This window comes from Robinsoniella sp. KNHs210 (genome assembly GCF_000686105.1).
GTDB classification, from domain to species: Bacteria; Bacillota; Clostridia; order Lachnospirales; family Lachnospiraceae; genus Robinsoniella; species Robinsoniella peoriensis.
In genome coordinates this window covers 1618137-1636715 of record NZ_JMLZ01000001.1, presented here as the reverse complement: position 1 = coordinate 1636715, position 18579 = coordinate 1618137, and the positions used below count along the sequence as shown (strand labels likewise).

Annotated in this window: 21 protein-coding genes and 1 riboswitch; of the genes, 2 read left to right on the top strand and 19 right to left on the bottom strand. The window is 41.0% G+C overall.

The genetic code is table 11. From position 1 onward, the window contains the following. Nucleotides 1-71: 71 nt before the first annotated feature. From CD03_RS35840 to CD03_RS0106305, 14 genes are all read right to left on the bottom strand, one after another. Complete coding sequence (locus tag CD03_RS35840; RefSeq protein ID WP_052377699.1) at nt 72-1277, bottom strand: helix-turn-helix transcriptional regulator; 1206 nt, start codon at nt 1275-1277, stop codon at nt 72-74. Nucleotides 1278-1354: 77 nt separating this feature from the next. Then, nucleotides 1355-1693 carry a DUF1048 domain-containing protein gene (locus CD03_RS0106365; protein WP_027292922.1) on the bottom strand — a complete coding sequence of 113 codons (339 nt, stop codon included), beginning with the start codon at nt 1691-1693 and terminating at the stop codon, nt 1355-1357. Nucleotides 1694-1695: 2 nt separating this feature from the next. Further along, entirely contained in the window at nt 1696-2040 is a 345-nt protein-coding gene (locus CD03_RS0106360) for a DUF1048 domain-containing protein (protein ID WP_027292921.1), read from the bottom strand. Between the two features lie 2 nt (nt 2041-2042). Further along, nucleotides 2043-2366, bottom strand: a complete 324-nt coding sequence (locus CD03_RS0106355) for a PadR family transcriptional regulator (RefSeq protein ID WP_027292920.1) — start codon at nt 2364-2366, stop codon at nt 2043-2045. A 163-nt stretch (nt 2367-2529) separates the two neighbouring features. Further along, nucleotides 2530-3069 (bottom strand): methylated-DNA--[protein]-cysteine S-methyltransferase, encoded by a 540-nt coding sequence (locus tag CD03_RS0106350; protein ID WP_027292919.1) that lies wholly within the window; start codon nt 3067-3069, stop codon nt 2530-2532. A gap of 200 nt (nt 3070-3269) precedes the next feature. After that, a complete protein-coding gene (gene ribH / locus CD03_RS0106345) occupies nt 3270-3731 on the bottom strand; it encodes a 6,7-dimethyl-8-ribityllumazine synthase (RefSeq protein WP_027292918.1) in 462 nt (153 codons plus the stop codon). Beyond that, the gene (locus tag CD03_RS0106340) at nt 3732-4940 is read right to left on the bottom strand and encodes a bifunctional 3,4-dihydroxy-2-butanone-4-phosphate synthase/GTP cyclohydrolase II (protein ID WP_027292917.1); all 1209 of its coding nucleotides are present in this window, start codon (nt 4938-4940) and stop codon (nt 3732-3734) included. 11 nt (nt 4941-4951) lie between these two features. Then, the gene (locus CD03_RS0106335) at nt 4952-5593 is read right to left on the bottom strand and encodes a riboflavin synthase (RefSeq protein WP_027292916.1); all 642 of its coding nucleotides are present in this window, start codon (nt 5591-5593) and stop codon (nt 4952-4954) included. Next, entirely contained in the window at nt 5575-6687 is a 1113-nt protein-coding gene (ribD, locus tag CD03_RS0106330) for a bifunctional diaminohydroxyphosphoribosylaminopyrimidine deaminase/5-amino-6-(5-phosphoribosylamino)uracil reductase RibD (protein WP_027292915.1), read from the bottom strand. Before ribD ends, CD03_RS0106335 begins: the two co-directional genes overlap by 19 nt. Before the next feature lie 207 nt (nt 6688-6894). Next, a riboswitch (FMN riboswitch) is annotated at nt 6895-7009 on the bottom strand. Nucleotides 7010-7059: 50 nt separating this feature from the next. Then, nucleotides 7060-7683 (bottom strand): DUF4317 family protein, encoded by a 624-nt coding sequence (locus CD03_RS0106325; protein WP_027292914.1) that lies wholly within the window; start codon nt 7681-7683, stop codon nt 7060-7062. A gap of 155 nt (nt 7684-7838) precedes the next feature. Further along, nucleotides 7839-8474 (bottom strand): ABC-2 transporter permease, encoded by a 636-nt coding sequence (locus CD03_RS0106320; protein ID WP_027292913.1) that lies wholly within the window; start codon nt 8472-8474, stop codon nt 7839-7841. Then, nucleotides 8471-9331: an ABC transporter ATP-binding protein gene (locus CD03_RS0106315; RefSeq protein ID WP_027292912.1), complete on the bottom strand. Its 861-nt coding sequence runs from the start codon at nt 9329-9331 to the stop codon at nt 8471-8473. The genes CD03_RS0106320 and CD03_RS0106315 overlap by 4 nt, the downstream gene beginning before the upstream one ends. 20 nt (nt 9332-9351) lie before the next feature. Beyond that, nucleotides 9352-9726 (bottom strand): GntR family transcriptional regulator, encoded by a 375-nt coding sequence (locus CD03_RS0106310; protein WP_141728593.1) that lies wholly within the window; start codon nt 9724-9726, stop codon nt 9352-9354. Between the two features lie 99 nt (nt 9727-9825). Further along, nucleotides 9826-10155, bottom strand: coding sequence for a hypothetical protein (locus tag CD03_RS0106305; RefSeq protein WP_027292910.1), 330 nt, complete (start codon nt 10153-10155; stop codon nt 9826-9828). Nucleotides 10156-10477: 322 nt separating this feature from the next. Here CD03_RS0106305 and CD03_RS0106300 point away from each other — a divergent pair, with 322 nt between their 5' ends. Next, nucleotides 10478-10819 carry a YmaF family protein gene (locus tag CD03_RS0106300; RefSeq protein ID WP_081820141.1) on the top strand — a complete coding sequence of 114 codons (342 nt, stop codon included), beginning with the start codon at nt 10478-10480 and terminating at the stop codon, nt 10817-10819. A gap of 168 nt (nt 10820-10987) precedes the next feature. Here the strand turns inward: CD03_RS0106300 and ptsP are convergent, their stop codons facing one another. From ptsP to licT, 5 genes are all read right to left on the bottom strand, one after another. Further along, on the bottom strand, nt 10988-12610 hold the full coding sequence (gene ptsP, locus CD03_RS0106295) for a phosphoenolpyruvate--protein phosphotransferase (RefSeq protein WP_027292908.1): 1623 nt from the start codon (nt 12608-12610) through the stop codon (nt 10988-10990). A gap of 103 nt (nt 12611-12713) precedes the next feature. Next, nucleotides 12714-12971: an HPr family phosphocarrier protein gene (locus tag CD03_RS0106290; RefSeq protein WP_027292907.1), complete on the bottom strand. Its 258-nt coding sequence runs from the start codon at nt 12969-12971 to the stop codon at nt 12714-12716. Further along, a complete protein-coding gene (locus CD03_RS0106285) occupies nt 12958-14409 on the bottom strand; it encodes a 6-phospho-beta-glucosidase (protein ID WP_027292906.1) in 1452 nt (483 codons plus the stop codon). Before CD03_RS0106285 ends, CD03_RS0106290 begins: the two co-directional genes overlap by 14 nt. 11 nt (nt 14410-14420) lie before the next feature. Then, a complete protein-coding gene (locus tag CD03_RS0106280; RefSeq protein WP_027292905.1) occupies nt 14421-16415 on the bottom strand; it encodes a beta-glucoside-specific PTS transporter subunit IIABC in 1995 nt (664 codons plus the stop codon). 87 nt (nt 16416-16502) lie between these two features. Continuing rightward, nucleotides 16503-17348 (bottom strand): BglG family transcription antiterminator LicT, encoded by an 846-nt coding sequence (gene licT, locus CD03_RS0106275; protein ID WP_027292904.1) that lies wholly within the window; start codon nt 17346-17348, stop codon nt 16503-16505. Nucleotides 17349-17684: 336 nt separating this feature from the next. Here licT and CD03_RS0106270 point away from each other — a divergent pair, with 336 nt between their 5' ends. Next, entirely contained in the window at nt 17685-18506 is an 822-nt protein-coding gene (locus CD03_RS0106270) for a MerR family transcriptional regulator (protein ID WP_242849055.1), read from the top strand. The last annotated feature ends 73 nt before the right edge of the window (nt 18507-18579 follow it).

Here is an 18579-nt window from a genome sequence, read left to right as displayed (position 1 = left end):
TGATTTATTTTAAACAGGATTGAAGGAGGTAATGTGCATACCAGTATTATGTTGTTCTTATCCTTAATTTGCTATATATTATCTCTTTCGGAAGCAAATTCGGATGATTTATAATAGTTTCTGTATTCCTTAGGGGTCATGTGCTTATATCTTTTAAATATCTTCCCAAAATAACTCTGTGTCGGAAAGTTTACATATTCCCCAATGTGTGCGATTGTCTCTTCCGAATATGCAAGTAAATTTGCTGCGCGTTCTACTTTAAACCAATTGATATAATCCTGAAGTTTCATTCCGGTTTCTTTAGAGAAAAGGCGTGACAGATAAGTACTGCTTAGTCCAAGTGCATCTGCTAAATCATTCAGATATATTTTTTCCTTATAATGCTTGCTTATATAGTCTTTGCACTGGTCTACATAATTAGAGCTGCCTCGTCCCTCATTTCTTCTTTTCACCTGCTCTGTCAGTTGTTTTACCGCAAGATTTCTACATTCCACTAATGCCGGAACGTTGTCATATTCATCACATTTCTGTATATAAAAATCACTCAGCTGATAGGCAGCTGCGGGTGAAACGCCGCCCTCAATTGCGGCTCTGGTGCACAGAGTAATGGCTACGATCACTACTTTTTTCCAATGGTTTACTTCCCTTTTTGACAGACGTCCGGTTCCTTCATCGATAACCATATTGTATTTCAGTGCATCTTCTGTCCTTCCTTCTCTGACACATGCCAATAATTGGCGTTCTTCCTGATAGGTATGATGATAAATTCCGGCTGTATCTTCTTTTATTTGAAACCGAAGTATCGCCTCCTCAATACCATCGTGCAATCCCTGCGCCAAATGATTTTCTCTAATTATTGTTTCCTGTGAACAGGTAATGACAGGAGATTCCACGGAAGCCATCTGCACAATTGCCAAAGCCTGTGACAGCGTAAAGACCGGCAGCGTTTTTTCCTCTCCTGCGTGTATGCCATATTCACGGTAATAGTGATGCAATTCCAGCCTGCTCAGGTTTTTGATGCTCATGGGTCCTATTAAAATGTATTGATCCTTTTGTTTTACACAGCCCCAGAGGATCTGATACCCGTCCTGATATAAAACAGGAACACTTTTGACATCTGCCATATGTAATAATTTTTCCTGAAAATTTTTACATATGGCAATCGGATTTGAACCGCTGCTTTTCCCGCACTCTTCCAGAATATTATTTTCTAAGATAAAAAATCCTGTTCCGGTTAATAATGACAATCTATTTAGGTAATTACTACTTTTAGTCACTGGTAAACCTCCGCATTATGATGGGCACCTCCTGATATGTGGTGAAAAACCTCTGCATTTTTTATACATCAATTAATTTACTTATTTACCTTTTGGTTCATTTTACGGTTCAGGCGTTTGCGGTAATGGTCTGTCCAAAGTTTATTTCCCTGCATTAGTTCGTCACAAAAAGATGCCACATCTTCGCCGGTCACATCAAGAACGTGTTTGCCATGAGCCGCACCATCCTCAAACAGATCAATCAGGTCATACTGTGTTTTCAACATATCAAATCCACTTCCGCTTGAAAAGCTCCACATATAGTTCTGTATCTTTTGATATACAAAACGATAGTCTTCCGGCAAAACATTCACCCTGGCCATCTGGTCACGGTATTCCTTTTTGTCACCAATCATTTTTTTGATGATATTAGCCATACTTATTTTCCCTCCCTGTGAAAGTGTTCCAAGATCTCACGATTTAACCGTTCCCTTGGAGTGACGGTGTCTGAAGCGTTTGCGTGGATTAGCTCATCACAGAAGGATGCCACGTCATTGCCCACCACATCGCGAATGAGTTTCCCTTCGGCAGCATTTACTTCAAACAATTCCAACAAGTCCGTGAGCATCTCCAGATTATAGCCAAAGTTGTAAAAATAATGCAGGATTTTTTTGAACATATATCGATAGTCCTTCGGAAGGGCATTCACGCGTTTTGTAAATTGCCTCCAGGCACGCTTTTCATTCAGGTCACCTATTACCAGTTCCATAAAAGATTTTTTCATTTTCACTGCTCCTCTCTTAATTGATTGAGTTTGGAAGAGACAAAGTCCCATTTTTCCCAAAACTTCCGCAGCTCTTCCCGCCCGTTTTCGTTTAAGGTAAAGAACTTTCTTGGAGGTCCCATGTCGGATGGTTTTTTAGTTATTTCAACTAATTTATTTTTTTCCAGCCGGATTAATATCGTATACACTGTACCCTCCACCACATCTGTAAACCCCAGTGCATTCAGGTGCCTGGTAATCTCGTAGCCATAGGTTTCCTTTCGGCTGATAATTTCCAGCACACAGCCTTCCAGAACACCCTTTAGTATTTCGGTTAAATTTTCCAATTGTCCCGCTCCTTTCTACTTGGTATAACTTGTATGCAGTATTACTTAGTACTGGTATATCGTAACACTTAGTAGCTTAGGTGTCAAGGGGTATTTTTTCCACCCAAAAAGGGCATATGACAGCCCATATACCCTTTTTTGAATGGTATGTATTCATGCTTTCTTAAAGTGCCGTTCCCTTTTTCGGAATAAAAAGATGTGACATATCCACGCCCTCATGCTCCAGCAGTTTTATCTTTAAGTGGATACCTCCTGCATAACCGGTCAGACTGCCTGTTGTACCCACAACCCGATGACAGGGAATGATGATGGAAATTGGATTATGTCCCACAGCACCGCCCACTGCCTGGCTGGACATCCTGTTTCTGCCCATTATCTCTGCCATTTTTTTTGCAATGGAGCCGTAAGTTACGACTTCACCGTAAGGAATTTCACATAAGATTTTCCAGACTTCCTGCCTGAATTCCCCACCGGCCGGGCGCAAAGGCAGTTCGGAAATCTCCGGCTTCTCTCCGGCAAAATATCTGTCTAACCATTCTCTTACGGTTAGAAACACCGGGAGATCATCCATCCTTACCATTTTATCTGAAACGGAACCCAAAAAATATTTTTGTCCCTCTATCCACAGCCCTGTTATATTTTCACCATCACAGGCAATGGACAGCATACCCAGCGGTGATTGAACATTTGTAAAATAATACATTTTAACCTCCTCCTGATGTATAAAGCGATTGCGTCGATTTAATCTGCGCAGCCCAAATCAATTTAAAGTACGTTCTTATTCCTGTATTATAATTTTACCACATGTTCACTAAAAAACATATCCCGTATTCCTGAACTTAGGATTCTTCTCTGCCTAATCCTTTTGTATAGAAAAAATGATATTACAATATTTTACTTTCACTAAAGAGAACGCATTAAGTTAACCATTTCAATGGCTCCCTGGGCACATTCAAACCCTTTGTTACCCGCTTTTGTTCCGGCTCTTTCGATTGCCTGTTCAATATTGTCTGTTGTTAACACTCCAAACATTACCGGAATGCCGCTTGAAAGGCTGGCCTGGGCAATCCCTTTTGAAACTTCGCTGCATACATAGTCATAATGGCTGGTACTTCCGCGAATGACTGCGCCCAGACATATGACAGCATCATATTTCTTGCTCTGTGCCATTTTAGAAGCAATCAGAGGAATTTCAAATGCCCCCGGAACCCATGCCACCTCAATTTGATCCTCCTTTACATTTTCACGTTTTAAACAGTCTATGGCACCCGACAATAACTTTGATGTTATAAATTCATTAAACCGTGCGGTAACAATACCCACCTTGATATCTTCTGCTGCTAAATTACCTTCATATATTCTCATTTATTTTTCCTCCTCTAAGTTTAATAGATGTCCCATGCGGGTTTGTTTTGTTTTTAAGTAAAATTTATCGTAGGGAGTCGCCTTAATCTGTATTGGCATGCGTTTCGTGATTTCTATACCATAATCTTCTAACTGGTACACCTTATCCGGATTGTTCGTCAGCAGGCGCAGCGATTGAATACCTAAATCCCGCAAAATCTGCGCACCGATGTAGTACTCACGCAAATCCCCCTGAAATCCTAATGCAAGATTTGCGTCTAAGGTATCCATACCGCCATCCTGCAAATGGTAAGCCTTCAGTTTATTTACTAATCCGATTCCCCGTCCTTCCTGACGCATGTATAACAGTACCCCCTTTCCATGATCTGCAATCATTTTCATAGCCGCATCAAGCTGTTGTCCGCAGTCGCATCTTAAGGAACCGAATACATCTCCTGTGAGACATTCGGAATGGACTCTGCACAGAACCTCTTTTTCATCTGCTATGTTCCCCATAACTAAAGCGATGTGATGTTCTTGATTCAATTTATTTACATAACAATGTGCCATGAAATCACCATACCGGGTTGGCATTTTGGTAATGGATACGCACTCTGCCAATTTCTCATTGATTTTACGGTATTCCTGTAAGTCTTTTATGGTAATGCAGGGAATCTGATACTGTTCTGCAAATTTCAGCAGGTCATGGGATCGCATCATACTCCCGTCATCATTCATAATTTCACAGCAAAGGCCGCATTCTTTTAATTCCGCCAGACGCATCAGATCTACGGTTGCTTCGGTATGTCCGTTTCTTTCCAAAACCCCGTTATCTTTTGCAATCAGCGGAAACATATGGCCCGGGCGGCGGAAATCTGCTGCCAGAACGCCATCAGAGACACACATGCGGGCCGTCATACCTCTTTCCACGGCTGAGATACCTGTAGTGGTTTCTTTATAATCAATGGAAACGGTAAATGCTGTTCCATGATTATCGTTATTCGTTTCAGCCATAGGGGGCAAGCACAGTTTTTCCGCCAGTTTCCAGCTCATAGGCATACAGATTAAGCCTTTTGCACAGCTTGCCATAAAGTTTACATTTTCCGTTGTTGCATATTCTGCAGCACAGATTAAATCTCCTTCATTTTCTCTGTCCCAATCATCCAGTACCAGTATCATTTTACCAGCCTGCAGTGTACTTACCGCTTCCTTTACAGAATCAAACTTCATTTCCATACCTCCTAATATCCGTATTTTGCAAGTAGTTCCCGCGTTAAATTTGAAGAATTTTCGTTTCCGTCCAAGATGAATTTTTCAATATATTTTCCTATGTAATCATTTTCCAGGTTCACTATATCATGAACCGCTTTCGATGCCAGCGCCGTATGTCCCATCGTGTGGGGAATTACGGAAACACAGAAACGGTCTCTGTCTGTCTTTGCTACCGTCAGACTGATGCCATCCATTGCAATGGAACCTTTTTCTACAATATACCGCATGATTTTTGGAGATGTTTTGACGGTATACCATTGGGCTGCTGCATCGCTTTCTATTTTGATGATGGTACCCGTTCCGTCCACATGTCCGGTAACAATGTGTCCCCCAAACCGCCCGTTCACGGACATGGCTCTTTCCAGATTGACAATGCTTCCGTGCCTTAAGTGTGAAAGGGAAGTACGTGCTATGGTTTCGTGCATAACGTCAGCTGTGAATGCCGATGCGGTAAAACCGGCTGCCGTGAGGCAGATCCCATTGACTGCAATACTGTCACCGGTTTTTATATCCTGTAAAATCTTATTTGCATGCACCGTCAGACGGATCGAATTTCCATTTTTCAAAATGGCTGAAATGCTGCCGGTTTCCTCTATGATTCCTGTAAACATGGATAGACCACCTCACTTTCCATCAAAAAATCATTGCCAACTGGTATGAACCGGGTGTCTGCAAGCAGAAATGCCTCAGCCGGCAGGGCTACCCCTATACCGCCCACAGGAGATACGGCGTGGCTGCCGCCAAAAATTTTCGGTGCAATATATGCCTGAATCCCGTCCACAATTCCCTGCTGCAATGCGCTCCAATTCAACATGCTGCCCCCTTCTAAAAGTATGCTGTCCAGGCCCATCTTTCCAAGAACCCCCATAAGTTCATGCAGATTCACATGTCCGTCCTTTTCACTGGTTTGTATAATACGGCAGCCTTTATTAAGGTATTGCTGTATCTTATTTTCATCAGCGGAGCAGGTTGCCAGTATGGTTTCAGCAGAATAGGTTGATGCTGATTGAACAATTCGGGAATCCAGGGGTGTCCGTAAATGGGTATCGCAGATAATGCGAACCGGATTTGAAGCATTTTCCAGTCTGCAGTTCAGCAGCGGATCATCCTGGATAACCGTGTTTACGCCTGCCATAATGGCGGAATATTGATGTCTGGTTTCCTGTACCTGGTATCTTGCTTTTTCACCGGTTATCCATTTAGACTGTTTTGTATACGTGGCTATTTTGCCATCCATGGTCATAGCGTACTTCATCATCACATAGGGTTTCCCGGTTGTAATGAACTTTGCAAAGGTACGAATGAGTGCTTTACAGTCCTTTTCCAGGACACCTGTTTCTACACGAATCTTATTTCTTTGTAAAATGGCGGCTCCTTTCCCGGACATTTGAGGATTGGGGTCAAGTGTGCCGATTACCACCCTCGTAATACCGCTATTGATAATAGCTTCTGTACAAGGCGGAGTTTTTCCGTAATGACAGCAGGGTTCCAGGGTTACATACATTTCTGCCCCCTTGGATGAAGTATTGCAGTTCTTTAAAGCATTTCGTTCAGCGTGCAGACCGCCGTAACTTTCATGATATCCCCGTCCGATCACCACACCCTCTTTTACAATCACTGCACCAACCATGGGATTGGGATTTGTAAATCCACTTCCCTTTTTCGCAAGTTCTATGGCCTGCTTCATGTATTCTAAATCCTTCATTTTTATACCTCCTGCATAGTGCAGATCTGCCTGCGATCCTGCCTTAATAAGTAAAAATGCTTTTCTTTCACACTTCACCTCCAAAAAAATACATGCCTTGAATAAAATCTACTCAAGGCATGTAAAATGGAGGTCCTATGCGCATTTAACAAAAAACTCTGAAATGATAATATCATTCCAGAGCACAAAAAGCACATAAAACTGCTTTAACATCTTCTTTCATCCAGACTATACTGTCGGCTTCGGAATTACACCGAATCATGCCTTACGGCTCGTGGGCTTTACCACCGGTAGGGAATTGCACCCCGCCCTGAAGATTTCTATTCAATTGAAATTTATTATAAACAGGTTTTCTTTGGAAGTCAAGTTATTTCAGGCACGCTTTAATATTTTCAAAAGTTCCATATGTGGATGCAGGGTATCTGCCTGGAACACATCCACACAATTCTGGTCTGAACTTCTGTCAGCAAATGCCGGAAACAGGAATCCACACTCCGGACTATCCGGCTCATAATCTCCTTTTAGCGGGCATATGGCACAAATGAGATATTCGTAGACTTCTTCTGACTCTCCCACTCTTTCATGATCCGATGCTTTCACCGGTATATCATACCGGTCATGGTACACCATCACGGCATAATCATGGTCGGAATGATAGGATTCCCCTATCAGTTCATAGAATGTTTCCATCAATACATCATTCTTAAGCCCACAGGATTTCATTCCCATAAGAAGCCGCCACATACTGTTTGGTCCCATAGAATCACTTGGAAATTGATATCTTTTCAGATTCTCATTTGTTCGGGAAAATGGAATCTCTTTTGCAATCTTTAATTTCTTTTCCTTTTCACCAGCAGAAAGCTTTAAAAAATTAGTATTAAACGTACCATCGATTTCACCGTCCGCATCCATATAGCATCCTGCAATCCTCGTCACAGACGTTCTGGCAGGTGTCATTCGTCTGGTCAATTCCAGCATATCTTCTCTGTTAATCATAATTATAATCTTGTCTTTCCCTTCTATCTAATATTTCATGCCCTATTTTAACATACTTCCCGGGGTTATGTCACCAAAATAAAACCGGTTACTGTAATGCTGTAAATCAGAAACGCTGACAGGTGTAATACACGTTTAAACAATCTGTCGTAAAATCAGGAAATGTCCCTGCCTTTGAAGGCTCTGACTGCTGTCTTATAAGAAACAATATAAATAATAAATACAATAAAAAGATTAATGATGGAAAGACCGATTCTCGGAAGCTTTAGAGAGTCATTTAAAATATTTAGTAGTTTTGAACTGCCAAATACGATAACTGCAGATCCCGCATATGAAAATATTGTAAGCAGTTCCATCTTTTCAACTGCATTTTCAGACAGATATATAAATCCAATGGACAAACTGCCGGCACACAACGCAATTGCGGCTGCAGCCATGGTCATTTCCAAAAACAGGATGAAATCGGTACGATGGGTTATTAACCCAGGCAAACTTATTAGAAAGCCCACCAGAATTCCCACGCTTATAATCTCTAAAAGAAGAATGTATTTACTCAGAACAATTTCATTTCTGCTCAACATCGCCGGCACAGCAAGTTTATCCCATTTCACATTATTGTCCATTGTAAAGGTAGAAGTTACAGTTGTACTGAAAATCAGTATCGGTATTGCAGTAATAAAAGCAGGTCTTTTTGTTGCATAACAATAGGCGATTAAAATGGCGGTCAAAATCAGATACATGTTTTTTATTTTATTTAAGTTGTAAATATCTTTTCTTATTAATCCGTTCATACCACTGTCCCCCTTGCAAGTATCAGCATAATTTCTTCTATGCCAGGCTGTTCTATCAGTATTTCTTCCTGATTGAAATGATTCCCCATGGTATTGTCCAGGATAAAGTCTACATGGTTCCCTTCTGCCCGGTAAGCTATCATACCACTTTTGTCCAGTTCATGAAATTTTGAAGCCCTGCAATGCATCAGATTATAATTATAGAGCAGTTCATCCTTTTCTTTACTGAAAATAACATGGCCATTATTAATAAAGGTAATATAATCTGCAATCTTCTCAAGATCTGTAATAATGTGGGATGAGAAAAGAATACTATTGCCTTCATCCTGAATAAATTCCAGAAATAATTTCAGTATTTCATCTCTCATGATGGGGTCTAACGATCCTGTGATTTCATCTAAAATCAACAACCTGGGACAATGGGACAACGCAACCGCCAGATTTAGTTTTACTTTGTTGCCTTTTGACATCTCTTTGACCGCAGTATGTTCCGGTATCTCCATCCGCTGTAAATAGTGATGGAATAAATTTTCATCCCATTTTAGATACATTTTACTAAAAATTTTATTGACCTCTTTGGAAGTAAGATGTTCCGGAAGGTTATTATCATCGTACACAACTGCGATATTTTCTTTATCTTCTTTCGTCAGTTCCAGATAATTTTTGCCAAAAATCCGTATATCTCCTTCGTTTAAATTAATTATGTTCAAAATAGAATTGATGACAGTAGTTTTTCCGGCTCCATTGGGGCCAATCAACCCCATAATAGCTCCTTCGGGACAGGAAAATTGAACATGATCAAGAGTAAATGATGCAAACTTTTTTGTAATATCATTGATTTCAAGAATATTTTTCATATAGCACCTCATTTTCAGTATCAATCAATAAGTGAGTCATCGAACAGCAGCTTTATCAATCCAATAACGCTGTCTTGTTCTATGTTATATTTCTTTGCAAGTGCAATTAATTCCATCGCCTTGACTTCCAATATCTGATTACGCTGGTCTTCCAGACCACCGGAATTATGATTCGTGATATAGGTTCCTTTTCCCACCACGGTTTCAATAATACCTTCCTTCTGAAGCCGGTCATATGCTTTCTGGACTGTAAGCACACCGATTCCCAGTTCTTTTGCCAGACTTCTTACAGAAGTAATCATATCACCGGTTTTTAATTCGCCAGTCAGTATCATATCCTTAATCTGTGAGCCTATTTGTTCATATATTGGTTTGCTGCTTTTGTGGCTTATCATAATTTCCAATTTCCGTTCTCCACCTCTCTTTTTCAAACTCGCTGAGGACTTTTCGGCTATTTTTAAACTCTCTGTACAACTTAGCGACTATTTCCCAACTTACAGCAGGATAACCGGAACCAAAATACACAGAATCATGATAATTAATAATACCCATCCTAAAATTCGCTGCGTCCTTGACAGGTTTCTCTTTTGATAAGTCATTTTTGTTTGAATCTGAGGGAAACATTCCAATAGTTTTTTTGCAGGATCTTCATCTCTTTCAGCGACCATGATATCTTCACCAGCATAGGAGTCTCCCATATATATGTCCATTATGCTGCCCTGGCGCCATGCCATAATACCGTTCTCTTTTAAAACACAGATCATTTGCTCAGCCTCCGTCATACTTCCCACAGAAGCTATTTTAACAAATCCTTTTTCGTTCATAAAATTCACCTCCGGCTTGCATATTTGCACCTCTTATATATAACACTATAATACACTATATAACACCTGTCAATATACAACAGCCGGATTCGCAATAAATTTTGTTATTCTATTGATTATTCAAAGGACAATACGGATTTTATAATTATCACCAATTTACTCTTTTAAACATATAATATTGAGATAAATCTAATTTATCGAACAAATTTGTTTTTTTCTTTTATATTGTATTATCCGATATTGAATAATTTGATATAGAAAATTTTGTTCCGGATGCGGTACAAAATTGTATGCACTACAATGTGCAGAAATGGAGGTAATTATGAGTTGTAACAGAAAATGTATGCAAACACACGTTCACGAGGTGCTGGGAAGCGTTCGCCTTGCCGAACTGAATGAAGATCCACACAACCACCGCTTTGCAGGTGTGACAGAAGAAATAATAAAAGTCCCCGGTGGACACATCCACAAATTTACTTCGAAAACAGATTTTTATGAAGATCACTTCCATCCCATTTGTGTAACAACGGGCTTGCAGGTTCCGGTTGGCAAATGCGGCGATGAGCGCCATGTGCACTTTATTGATTCTCAGACAGAAATAGAAGATGGGCATTGTCATAGATTTATTGCTGCTACTTTAATCGAGAATCCTATTGGTGATTAAAAATTCAAACTATTTATTGATGGCAGGCTTGCAGGCTTGCCTGCAATATGCAGGGGTTAAGTAATAAAAAAGGATGTCGCAAAGCAGCTGGTCAAAAAGCTGTTGCGGCATCCTTTTGCGGTCTTTTCACTGCTGTTAGCGTAAAAGTCCCATTTTTGTTATCAATACTTAATCCTCCATCTCACGAATCTGTTTTCTGAGTTTCAGAATCATGGAAGGAGCAACTGACAGCTCATCTACGCCCATACGGATGAATTTCTTCGTCAATTCGGGGTCTGCACCTAATTCTCCGCAGATACCCGCCCATTTTCCATACTTATGGGCATTGTCCACCACCATTTGAATCATTTTCAGAATCGCCTTGTGGTGGGGATTATAAAAATCATCCAGTTTTTCATTCTGCCTGTCAATCGCCAGCGTGTACTGGGTTAAATCATTTGTTCCAATACTGAAGAAATCCACGATTTCAGCCAGTTCATCGCTGATCATGACTGCAGCAGGTGTTTCGATCATAATCCCCTGTTCCGGAAGTTTATAAGGAATCTGTTCCTTATCCAGCTCTTCTTTCACTTCATTTACAATTTCATAAATCTGATGGACTTCTTCCGTGGATGTAATCATTGGATACATGATCGACAGATTTCCGTATACGGCTGCACGAAAGAGTGCACGGAGCTGCGTCTTGAATATATCAGGCTGTTTCAGGCAGATACGGATTGCGCGGTAACCCAGGGCAGGGTTATCTTCTTTGTCCAGGTTAAAATACTCTACCTGCTTATCCGCTCCGATATCTAATGTACGGATAATTACTTTTTTGCCTGCCATCATCTGCACGACCTGCCTGTATGCCCGGAATTGCTCTTCTTCTGTTGGGAAATCCGATTTTCCAAGATATAAAAATTCACTGCGGAATAACCCAATGCCTCCGGCATCATTTTCCAGTACATATCCCACATCCCCTACGCTTCCGATGTTAGCATAAATATTGATTTTCTTTCCGCCAAGGGTTACATTTTCTTTGCCTTTCAACGTATTTAGAAGCTCCAGCTTTTCTTTCTCTTCCTGAATTCTGATTTTGGTCTGGCTGCATAAATCCACGGAAGGTTCAAATATTACTTCCCCGGTAAATCCGTCCACTACCGCTTCCATACCGCTTTGAATTTCTTCCAGATTCACCGGTACTCCGATCAGTGCCGGGATATTCATCATGCGTGCCAGGATCGCCGTATGGGAATTGGTAGAGCCATGCACGGTTACAAATGCCAGAATTTTGTCTTTATCCATCTGAACGGTTTCACTGGGGCTTAAGTCATCTGCCACAATGATTGCAGCTTCCATGGTACTTAAGTCCAGCCCGTCCTTTCCTTCCAGGTTCTGAACCAGGCGATTGGAGATATCCTTGATATCCGCTGCCCTGGCTTTCATATAGTCATCATCCATGTTGGCAAACATTGCAGAAAAATTATCTCCGGTAACGGCAACGGCGTACTCCGCATTGATCATTTCTGTCCGGATGGAATTGTGTATGGAATCCAGATAATCTTCATCTTCCAGCATCATCTGGTGGACTTCGAAAATGGCAGCACTGGCTTCGCCTACTTCTTTTACCGCCTTATCATATAATTTCTGGAGCTGCTCTTTTGCCGCTTCCAGAGCCGTTTCCACTCTTTCAATTTCCAATTCTGCATTTTCAATCTTTTTACGTTTCACCTGGTGATCGCTATTTTTGAAGACCACAACAGGTCCCATAACGATTCCTTTATATACCGATTTTCCTGATAATTTTAGCATTTTCTGCCTCCTCAATATTTTTAGAGCATTTGAGCGTGTGTTAAATTGCTTCCGGACAGACTTACGTCACACTTGCAAATACGCTCCGGCTCGTTTGTCGCGATTATAAGGTTTCTTCAAAGAATTTTTTCATACCCTGATACGCAGTTTCTTCGTCGGATCCTGTAATTACGATTTCCACGGTCTGCCCGCATTTGACGCCCAGGCTCATCACAGCCATCAGTTTATTTGCATCCGCTGACTTGCCGTCTTTTGACAGCGTAATTTTGCTTTCGTATTTTTTTGCCTCTTTTACCAGCAGACCTGCCGGTCTTGCGTGAATTCCTACCTCATCCTTGACTACATAACTAAAATTCTTCATTGTTCTTGTCCTCCTTTAAATATTCTCCATTTGTCGCTATTACGCGCTGATACCAATAAAATGATTTTTTCTTTGTTCTGGCAAGAGTCCCGCTTCCGTCATCCTGTTTATCTACATAGATGAATCCATAGCGTTTTTTCATCTCACCGGTTCCGGCACTGATTAAATCAACCGGTGCCCAGGATGTATATCCGATCAGTTCCACACCATCTTCTTCCACAGCCGCCATCATAGCGCGGATATGAGCATCCAGATACTCAATGCGGTAATCATCCTCTACATATCCGTTCTCATCCGGCACATCGGCGGCTCCCAGCCCGTTTTCTACAATAAACAGTGGTTTCTGGTAACGGTCATATACATGATTTAAGGTAATCCGCAGACCCAGAGGGTCAATCGGCCATCCCCATTCACTGAATTTCAGATAAGGATTCTTAGCTGATTTAAAAAGATTTCCCTCAGCCTCATCCTGCCCGCCCCCGGGTGCTGCGATACATCTGCTGTTGTAGTATGAAAAGGATATAAAATCCACCGGATACTTTTTTAAAATTTCAGCATCCCCATCTTCTATCAGGGGGAAAATGCCCTTTTTACGAAGGCGCTTTACTGCATAGGATGGATAATATCCCCTTGCCTGAACATCCACAAAAAAATAATTTTCCTGATCTGTAAGCAAAGCCTCCCATACATCTTCCGGTTTACAGGTATAAGGATAGGCACTTCCTGCCGCAAACATACATCCTATTTTATTTTCCGGATTGATTTCATGTGCCATCCTGGTGGCAAGGGCGCTGGCTATCAATTCATGATGAGCGGCCTGGTACTTAATCTGTTCTTCATTATCGCCTTCTTCAAAATAAATCCCTGCACCCATAAACGGAGCATGGAGAATCATATTAATTTCATTGAATGTCAGCCAGTAAGTCACATATTCCCGAAAACGGGTAAACAGCACTTCGCAAAGATGCAGATAAAAATCAATGAGTCCTCTGCTGCGCCATCCGCCGTATTTTTGGATCAGCCAGATGGGACAATCAAAATGAGAAATGGTTACCAGCGGCTGTATCTGATACTTTTGGCATTCCTTAAAAATTTCTTCATAAAATCCCAGGCCTTCTTCATTTGGTTCTTCTTCATCGCCCTTTGGAAATATTCTGGTCCAGGCAATACTTAAGCGGTATACCCGAAATCCCATTTCACCAAAAAGCCGGATATCCTCCTTGAAATGATGGTATAAATCAATCGCCTCCGCTGCGGGATAGCTATGTACATCATCCATCTCGAGCATCTTCAGATGTCCGGTAATAACAGCATTTCTGTCTTCGCCAGCCGGACACACATCTACATTAGCGGCACCTCTTCCACCTTCCAGGATACCACCCTCACATTGGTTGGCTGCCGTAGCGCCGCCCCACATAAAATCTTTTGGAAATCCCATAACCTCACCTCCTATCGCAGTATTTTCAACAGGTTTTCGCCCGGATTTATCTGATTGCCGGCAACTTCTATTACACCCAGATAATCATCTGAATTGGTTACAATCACCGGAGTTTCCAGGCAGAAGCCTTTTTCTTCTATAAAATCTTTATCAAATTTTATCAGAAGCTGTCCCTTCTGTACCCGGTCGCCCTCTTTGACCATAGCTTCAAATCCTTCTCCATTTAACTGCACCGTGTCCAATCCGATATGGATCAGTATTTCAACACCATCCTCCGTTTCCATTCCCAGGGCATGAAGTGTTGGAAACAGGGTGGAAACCACTCCGTTTGCAGGAGCGAAGACATTACCTTCCTCCGGCAAAACGGCTGCACCCTTCCCCAGAACACCGGAAGCAAATGCGTCATCTTTGATGGATTCCAGCTTCAGGACTTTCCCTTTGACAGGGCTTCCAATATCCATTTGTTTATACATGGATTTCTGTTCTTCATTCACTGCCTTAGCCGAAACAAGGATTTGCCGACTATCCTGTACACTGTCGTAAACGTTTTCTTTTGCATTTTCTTTTTCATTGCCATCTTTATTTACTGTTTCCATTACTGCCTTATCCCGATATAAAATCATGGTAGCCGCAAAAGCAATCACCATCGTTATTGCTACTCCTGCAACAGCCACTATCAGATTGCCCATGCTGCCATCCGGTTCAATCATGGCGGGAAACTCAAATATGCCCATGCCGCCCATCATAAATTTCCGGAAGTTAAAGGCTCCGTAAAATCCGCCGCCGATACCGCCTACTATACAACTAATGATAAAAGGTTTCTTGAGCGGCAGCAGAATACCGTAAATAGCAGGTTCTGTGACACCAAAAATTCCGGAAATAAAGTTTGGAAGAGCCATTTCTTTGAGCTGCTTATTTTTGGTCTTAAAGAAGATTGCCAAAACCACTGCTGAAGTTGCAAAGGTGCATGCGAAGAACGGCATCATTACATTATCATAACCGTTTGTCATAATGTTATTGATATAAACCGGAATAAAACCCCAGTGCAGACCAAAGATTACAAGAACCTGCCAGGTAAGCCCTACAATGGCTCCGGCTAACATGGGACTGAAATTACGAACGGACATAACCGCTTCAGCAATGATGGCAGACCCGAATGTAGCCAAAGGACCGATCAGCAAAAATCCGGCCGGAATAGCGATAACCAGTGTAAGCATTGGTACGAAGAAAAATTTCACCAGATCCGGAATAAATTTATTAAAAAACTTCTCACATTTTGATGCAAAGTATACTACAAAAATAACCGGAATTACGGTTCCCGTATAATTCATTGCAATCAGGGGAATTCCAAAGAACTCCGTGTACACGCTGGATTCAAAAACAGTTCCGCGAAACAGGGTATAGAGCACATCCCCTCCGGCTGCAAGAGCACTGTTTTGTATGGTGGGGTAACACATAATGGCACCGATTACTAAACCAAGCATCGGTTTTAAACGAAACTTTTTCGCCGCCGTGTAGCCCAGGAACAATGGCATATAGTTAAATAACCCGTCTCCGATTGCATTTAATACCAGATAACCGCCGCTGGTATCTGAATATAATCCCAGTGCTATAAACAAGGCATTAAAACCTTTTACCATACCGCAGGCAGCCATAATTCCAAGGATTGGCTGGAAGATACCGGAGATAACATCAATCGCCCTGTTAAACAGATTTTGGGACCGGGCATCATCCTCTTTGTCTGTACTGTCCTCTTCTAAGTCAATCAGAGGCATAACATCGGCATATACCTCAGGCACATGATTCCCGATTACGACCTGATATTGTCCGCCGCTTTTCATAACAGTGACGACACCATCCATATCTTTGATGATTTCATCATTTGCTTTGCTTTCGTCCTTCAGTTTAAAACGAAGCCTTGTGATACAGTGTGTCAGGCTGCTGATATTTTCCCTGCCGCCTACATTACTAACAATTTCTCTTGCCAGATTCTCATACTTACCCATTTTTTGTCCTCCATTAATAATTTTATTTTCTGAAGGTTTGGCCAACTAAATGTCACCATCCTGGCATACATGGCATGATGTGCGGTATTAACTTACTGCCTTATTAACCACACGTTCTATATGAATCGTCAGATAAATCTGCTCTTCTTTCGACAGCTGATATTCATATTTCTTTAAAATAAACTGCGTAATTTTTTCTACACAGCGAAAAGCATTCTGATATTTCGACTTAATAACATCCCACAAATCGTCATTGTCTTCTTCATCATAAATATTGTGGTCAATCAGACGTTTTGCAAAAAATTTCAAATGAGTGATAAAACGGTAATAATAGACATCATCTTCATTAAATTCAATTTGATAAAAATATTTGACGATGTTGGCTATTTCCTGCATAATCCTTGTAATTTCATACATATTGTGCATGATTTCCTGGTCCATCTGGGCATTTGCCAGGTGAAGCGCTATAAAACCGGCTTCATCATCGGGTAATCGCACTTTACATTTCTCCTGAATCAGATCCAAAGCCCAGAGCCCAACTTGAAATTCATCTTTATAAAATCTTCGAATATCCCATAACAAAACATTTTTTACAGTTACTCCATCCAGAAAGCGGAGGATAGAAGTATGTACATGGTCAATGAGGGAAATATAAATCATATCGTTAAGTTTCTTTCCAAGACGTACCCTGGCTTCTGAAATAATTTCCTCTCCGATAGCTATATGCTCTATCGGAATATCCTGAATCAGTACCTGGAATTTGTTATGTGCATCCTTAGCGGATAGAAAGAATACTTTATCAATCATCTCCGGATCAATATCATCTCCTGCTTTTTTCTTAAAGCAGATCCCCCTGCCCATAACGATTTTTTCCTGATTTTTATCATCTACCACGACCGCCACATTGTTATTCAGAGCTTTAAATATCCTCATTTACTTTTCCCCCTGTACGATGCCAAAAGTGTAATTTGGCAATAAAAAAACCTATATGCACAAATAAACATGAAAGCATGGGCTTTCAAAATTATCTCTACATACAGGTTTAGCTTGTCTGCACAATCACTATCCTTTACTTGCAGAAATCATAGCATAGACCAAATCAGAAGTCAATCGTATCCGCCTCATTCCATGTAGTTTCTCTGTTTCTTCCAAATTTTCACTATCATTTTTGGTTAAATTGTCATTGCTTATTGTAATTACAAAGTTTCTGCGGTATTATAATAAAATTCTACAGCCTGAAGGAAAGGCAAAATAAATTATTGAAGGAGGATGAAGTTGAAAGAAGGATATTATCTGATTGGAGAAGTCAGCAAAATTACCGGAATTTCAAAAGATACACTGCATTTCTACAATAAAATAGGATTACTGACACCGGATTATACAGATAAAAAGAATCAGTACCGATATTATTCCCGATGGAATTTATGGCAGCTGGACATTATAACAACATGCCGTAAATTAAGTGTACCTCTGGAAAAAGTAAAACAGCTTCTTAATTTTCATGATAATGCGAAAATAACACAGCTTTTATTGGACTATCGCAATGAAGCATTGCGTTTAAGCGCCTATTACCAGCAGGTAGCGGATGATATTCTATGGTATGACCAGGAGAACCGGCGGATTTCTTCCGGCGTAAATCTTGCAGATGTGCAGATGAAATGGCTCGATGAAGAAACTGTCATAGCCGGGGTTTTGAAAAGAGATGTAAGTTCTTATCATGCCAATCTGCAGGAAGCCGCCAAAGATGAGCTGCAGTATGTAAGTACCATTCAGAGAAAATATGGCTATCTCATTGACCAGGATCAAATGGTAGATGGGAGGGTATGTAAGTACAGGGAATATTTAAAGATTGCGGATTCCAGTTATTCACATGTCCAATCCGAAAATCTCTATGTGCTGCCCGCGGGAGACTATGCGGTCTGTATTGTGCGTATCATAAAGGATACTGCAGATTTCCAGCCGCTGATACAATGGATGAATGTCAATGGATACACAACGGACGAAGTATACGCAGAAGAATTGGGGCTGCAGTTATTCGATTACATAGACGATTACTACTGCGAAATAAAAGCCCATTTAGTAAAAAAATAACATAAATAAAAAAAATACTTGACAATGTAGTTACTCCATCCTTTATCCTTTGCAAAAAAGAAAGAGGATGAGT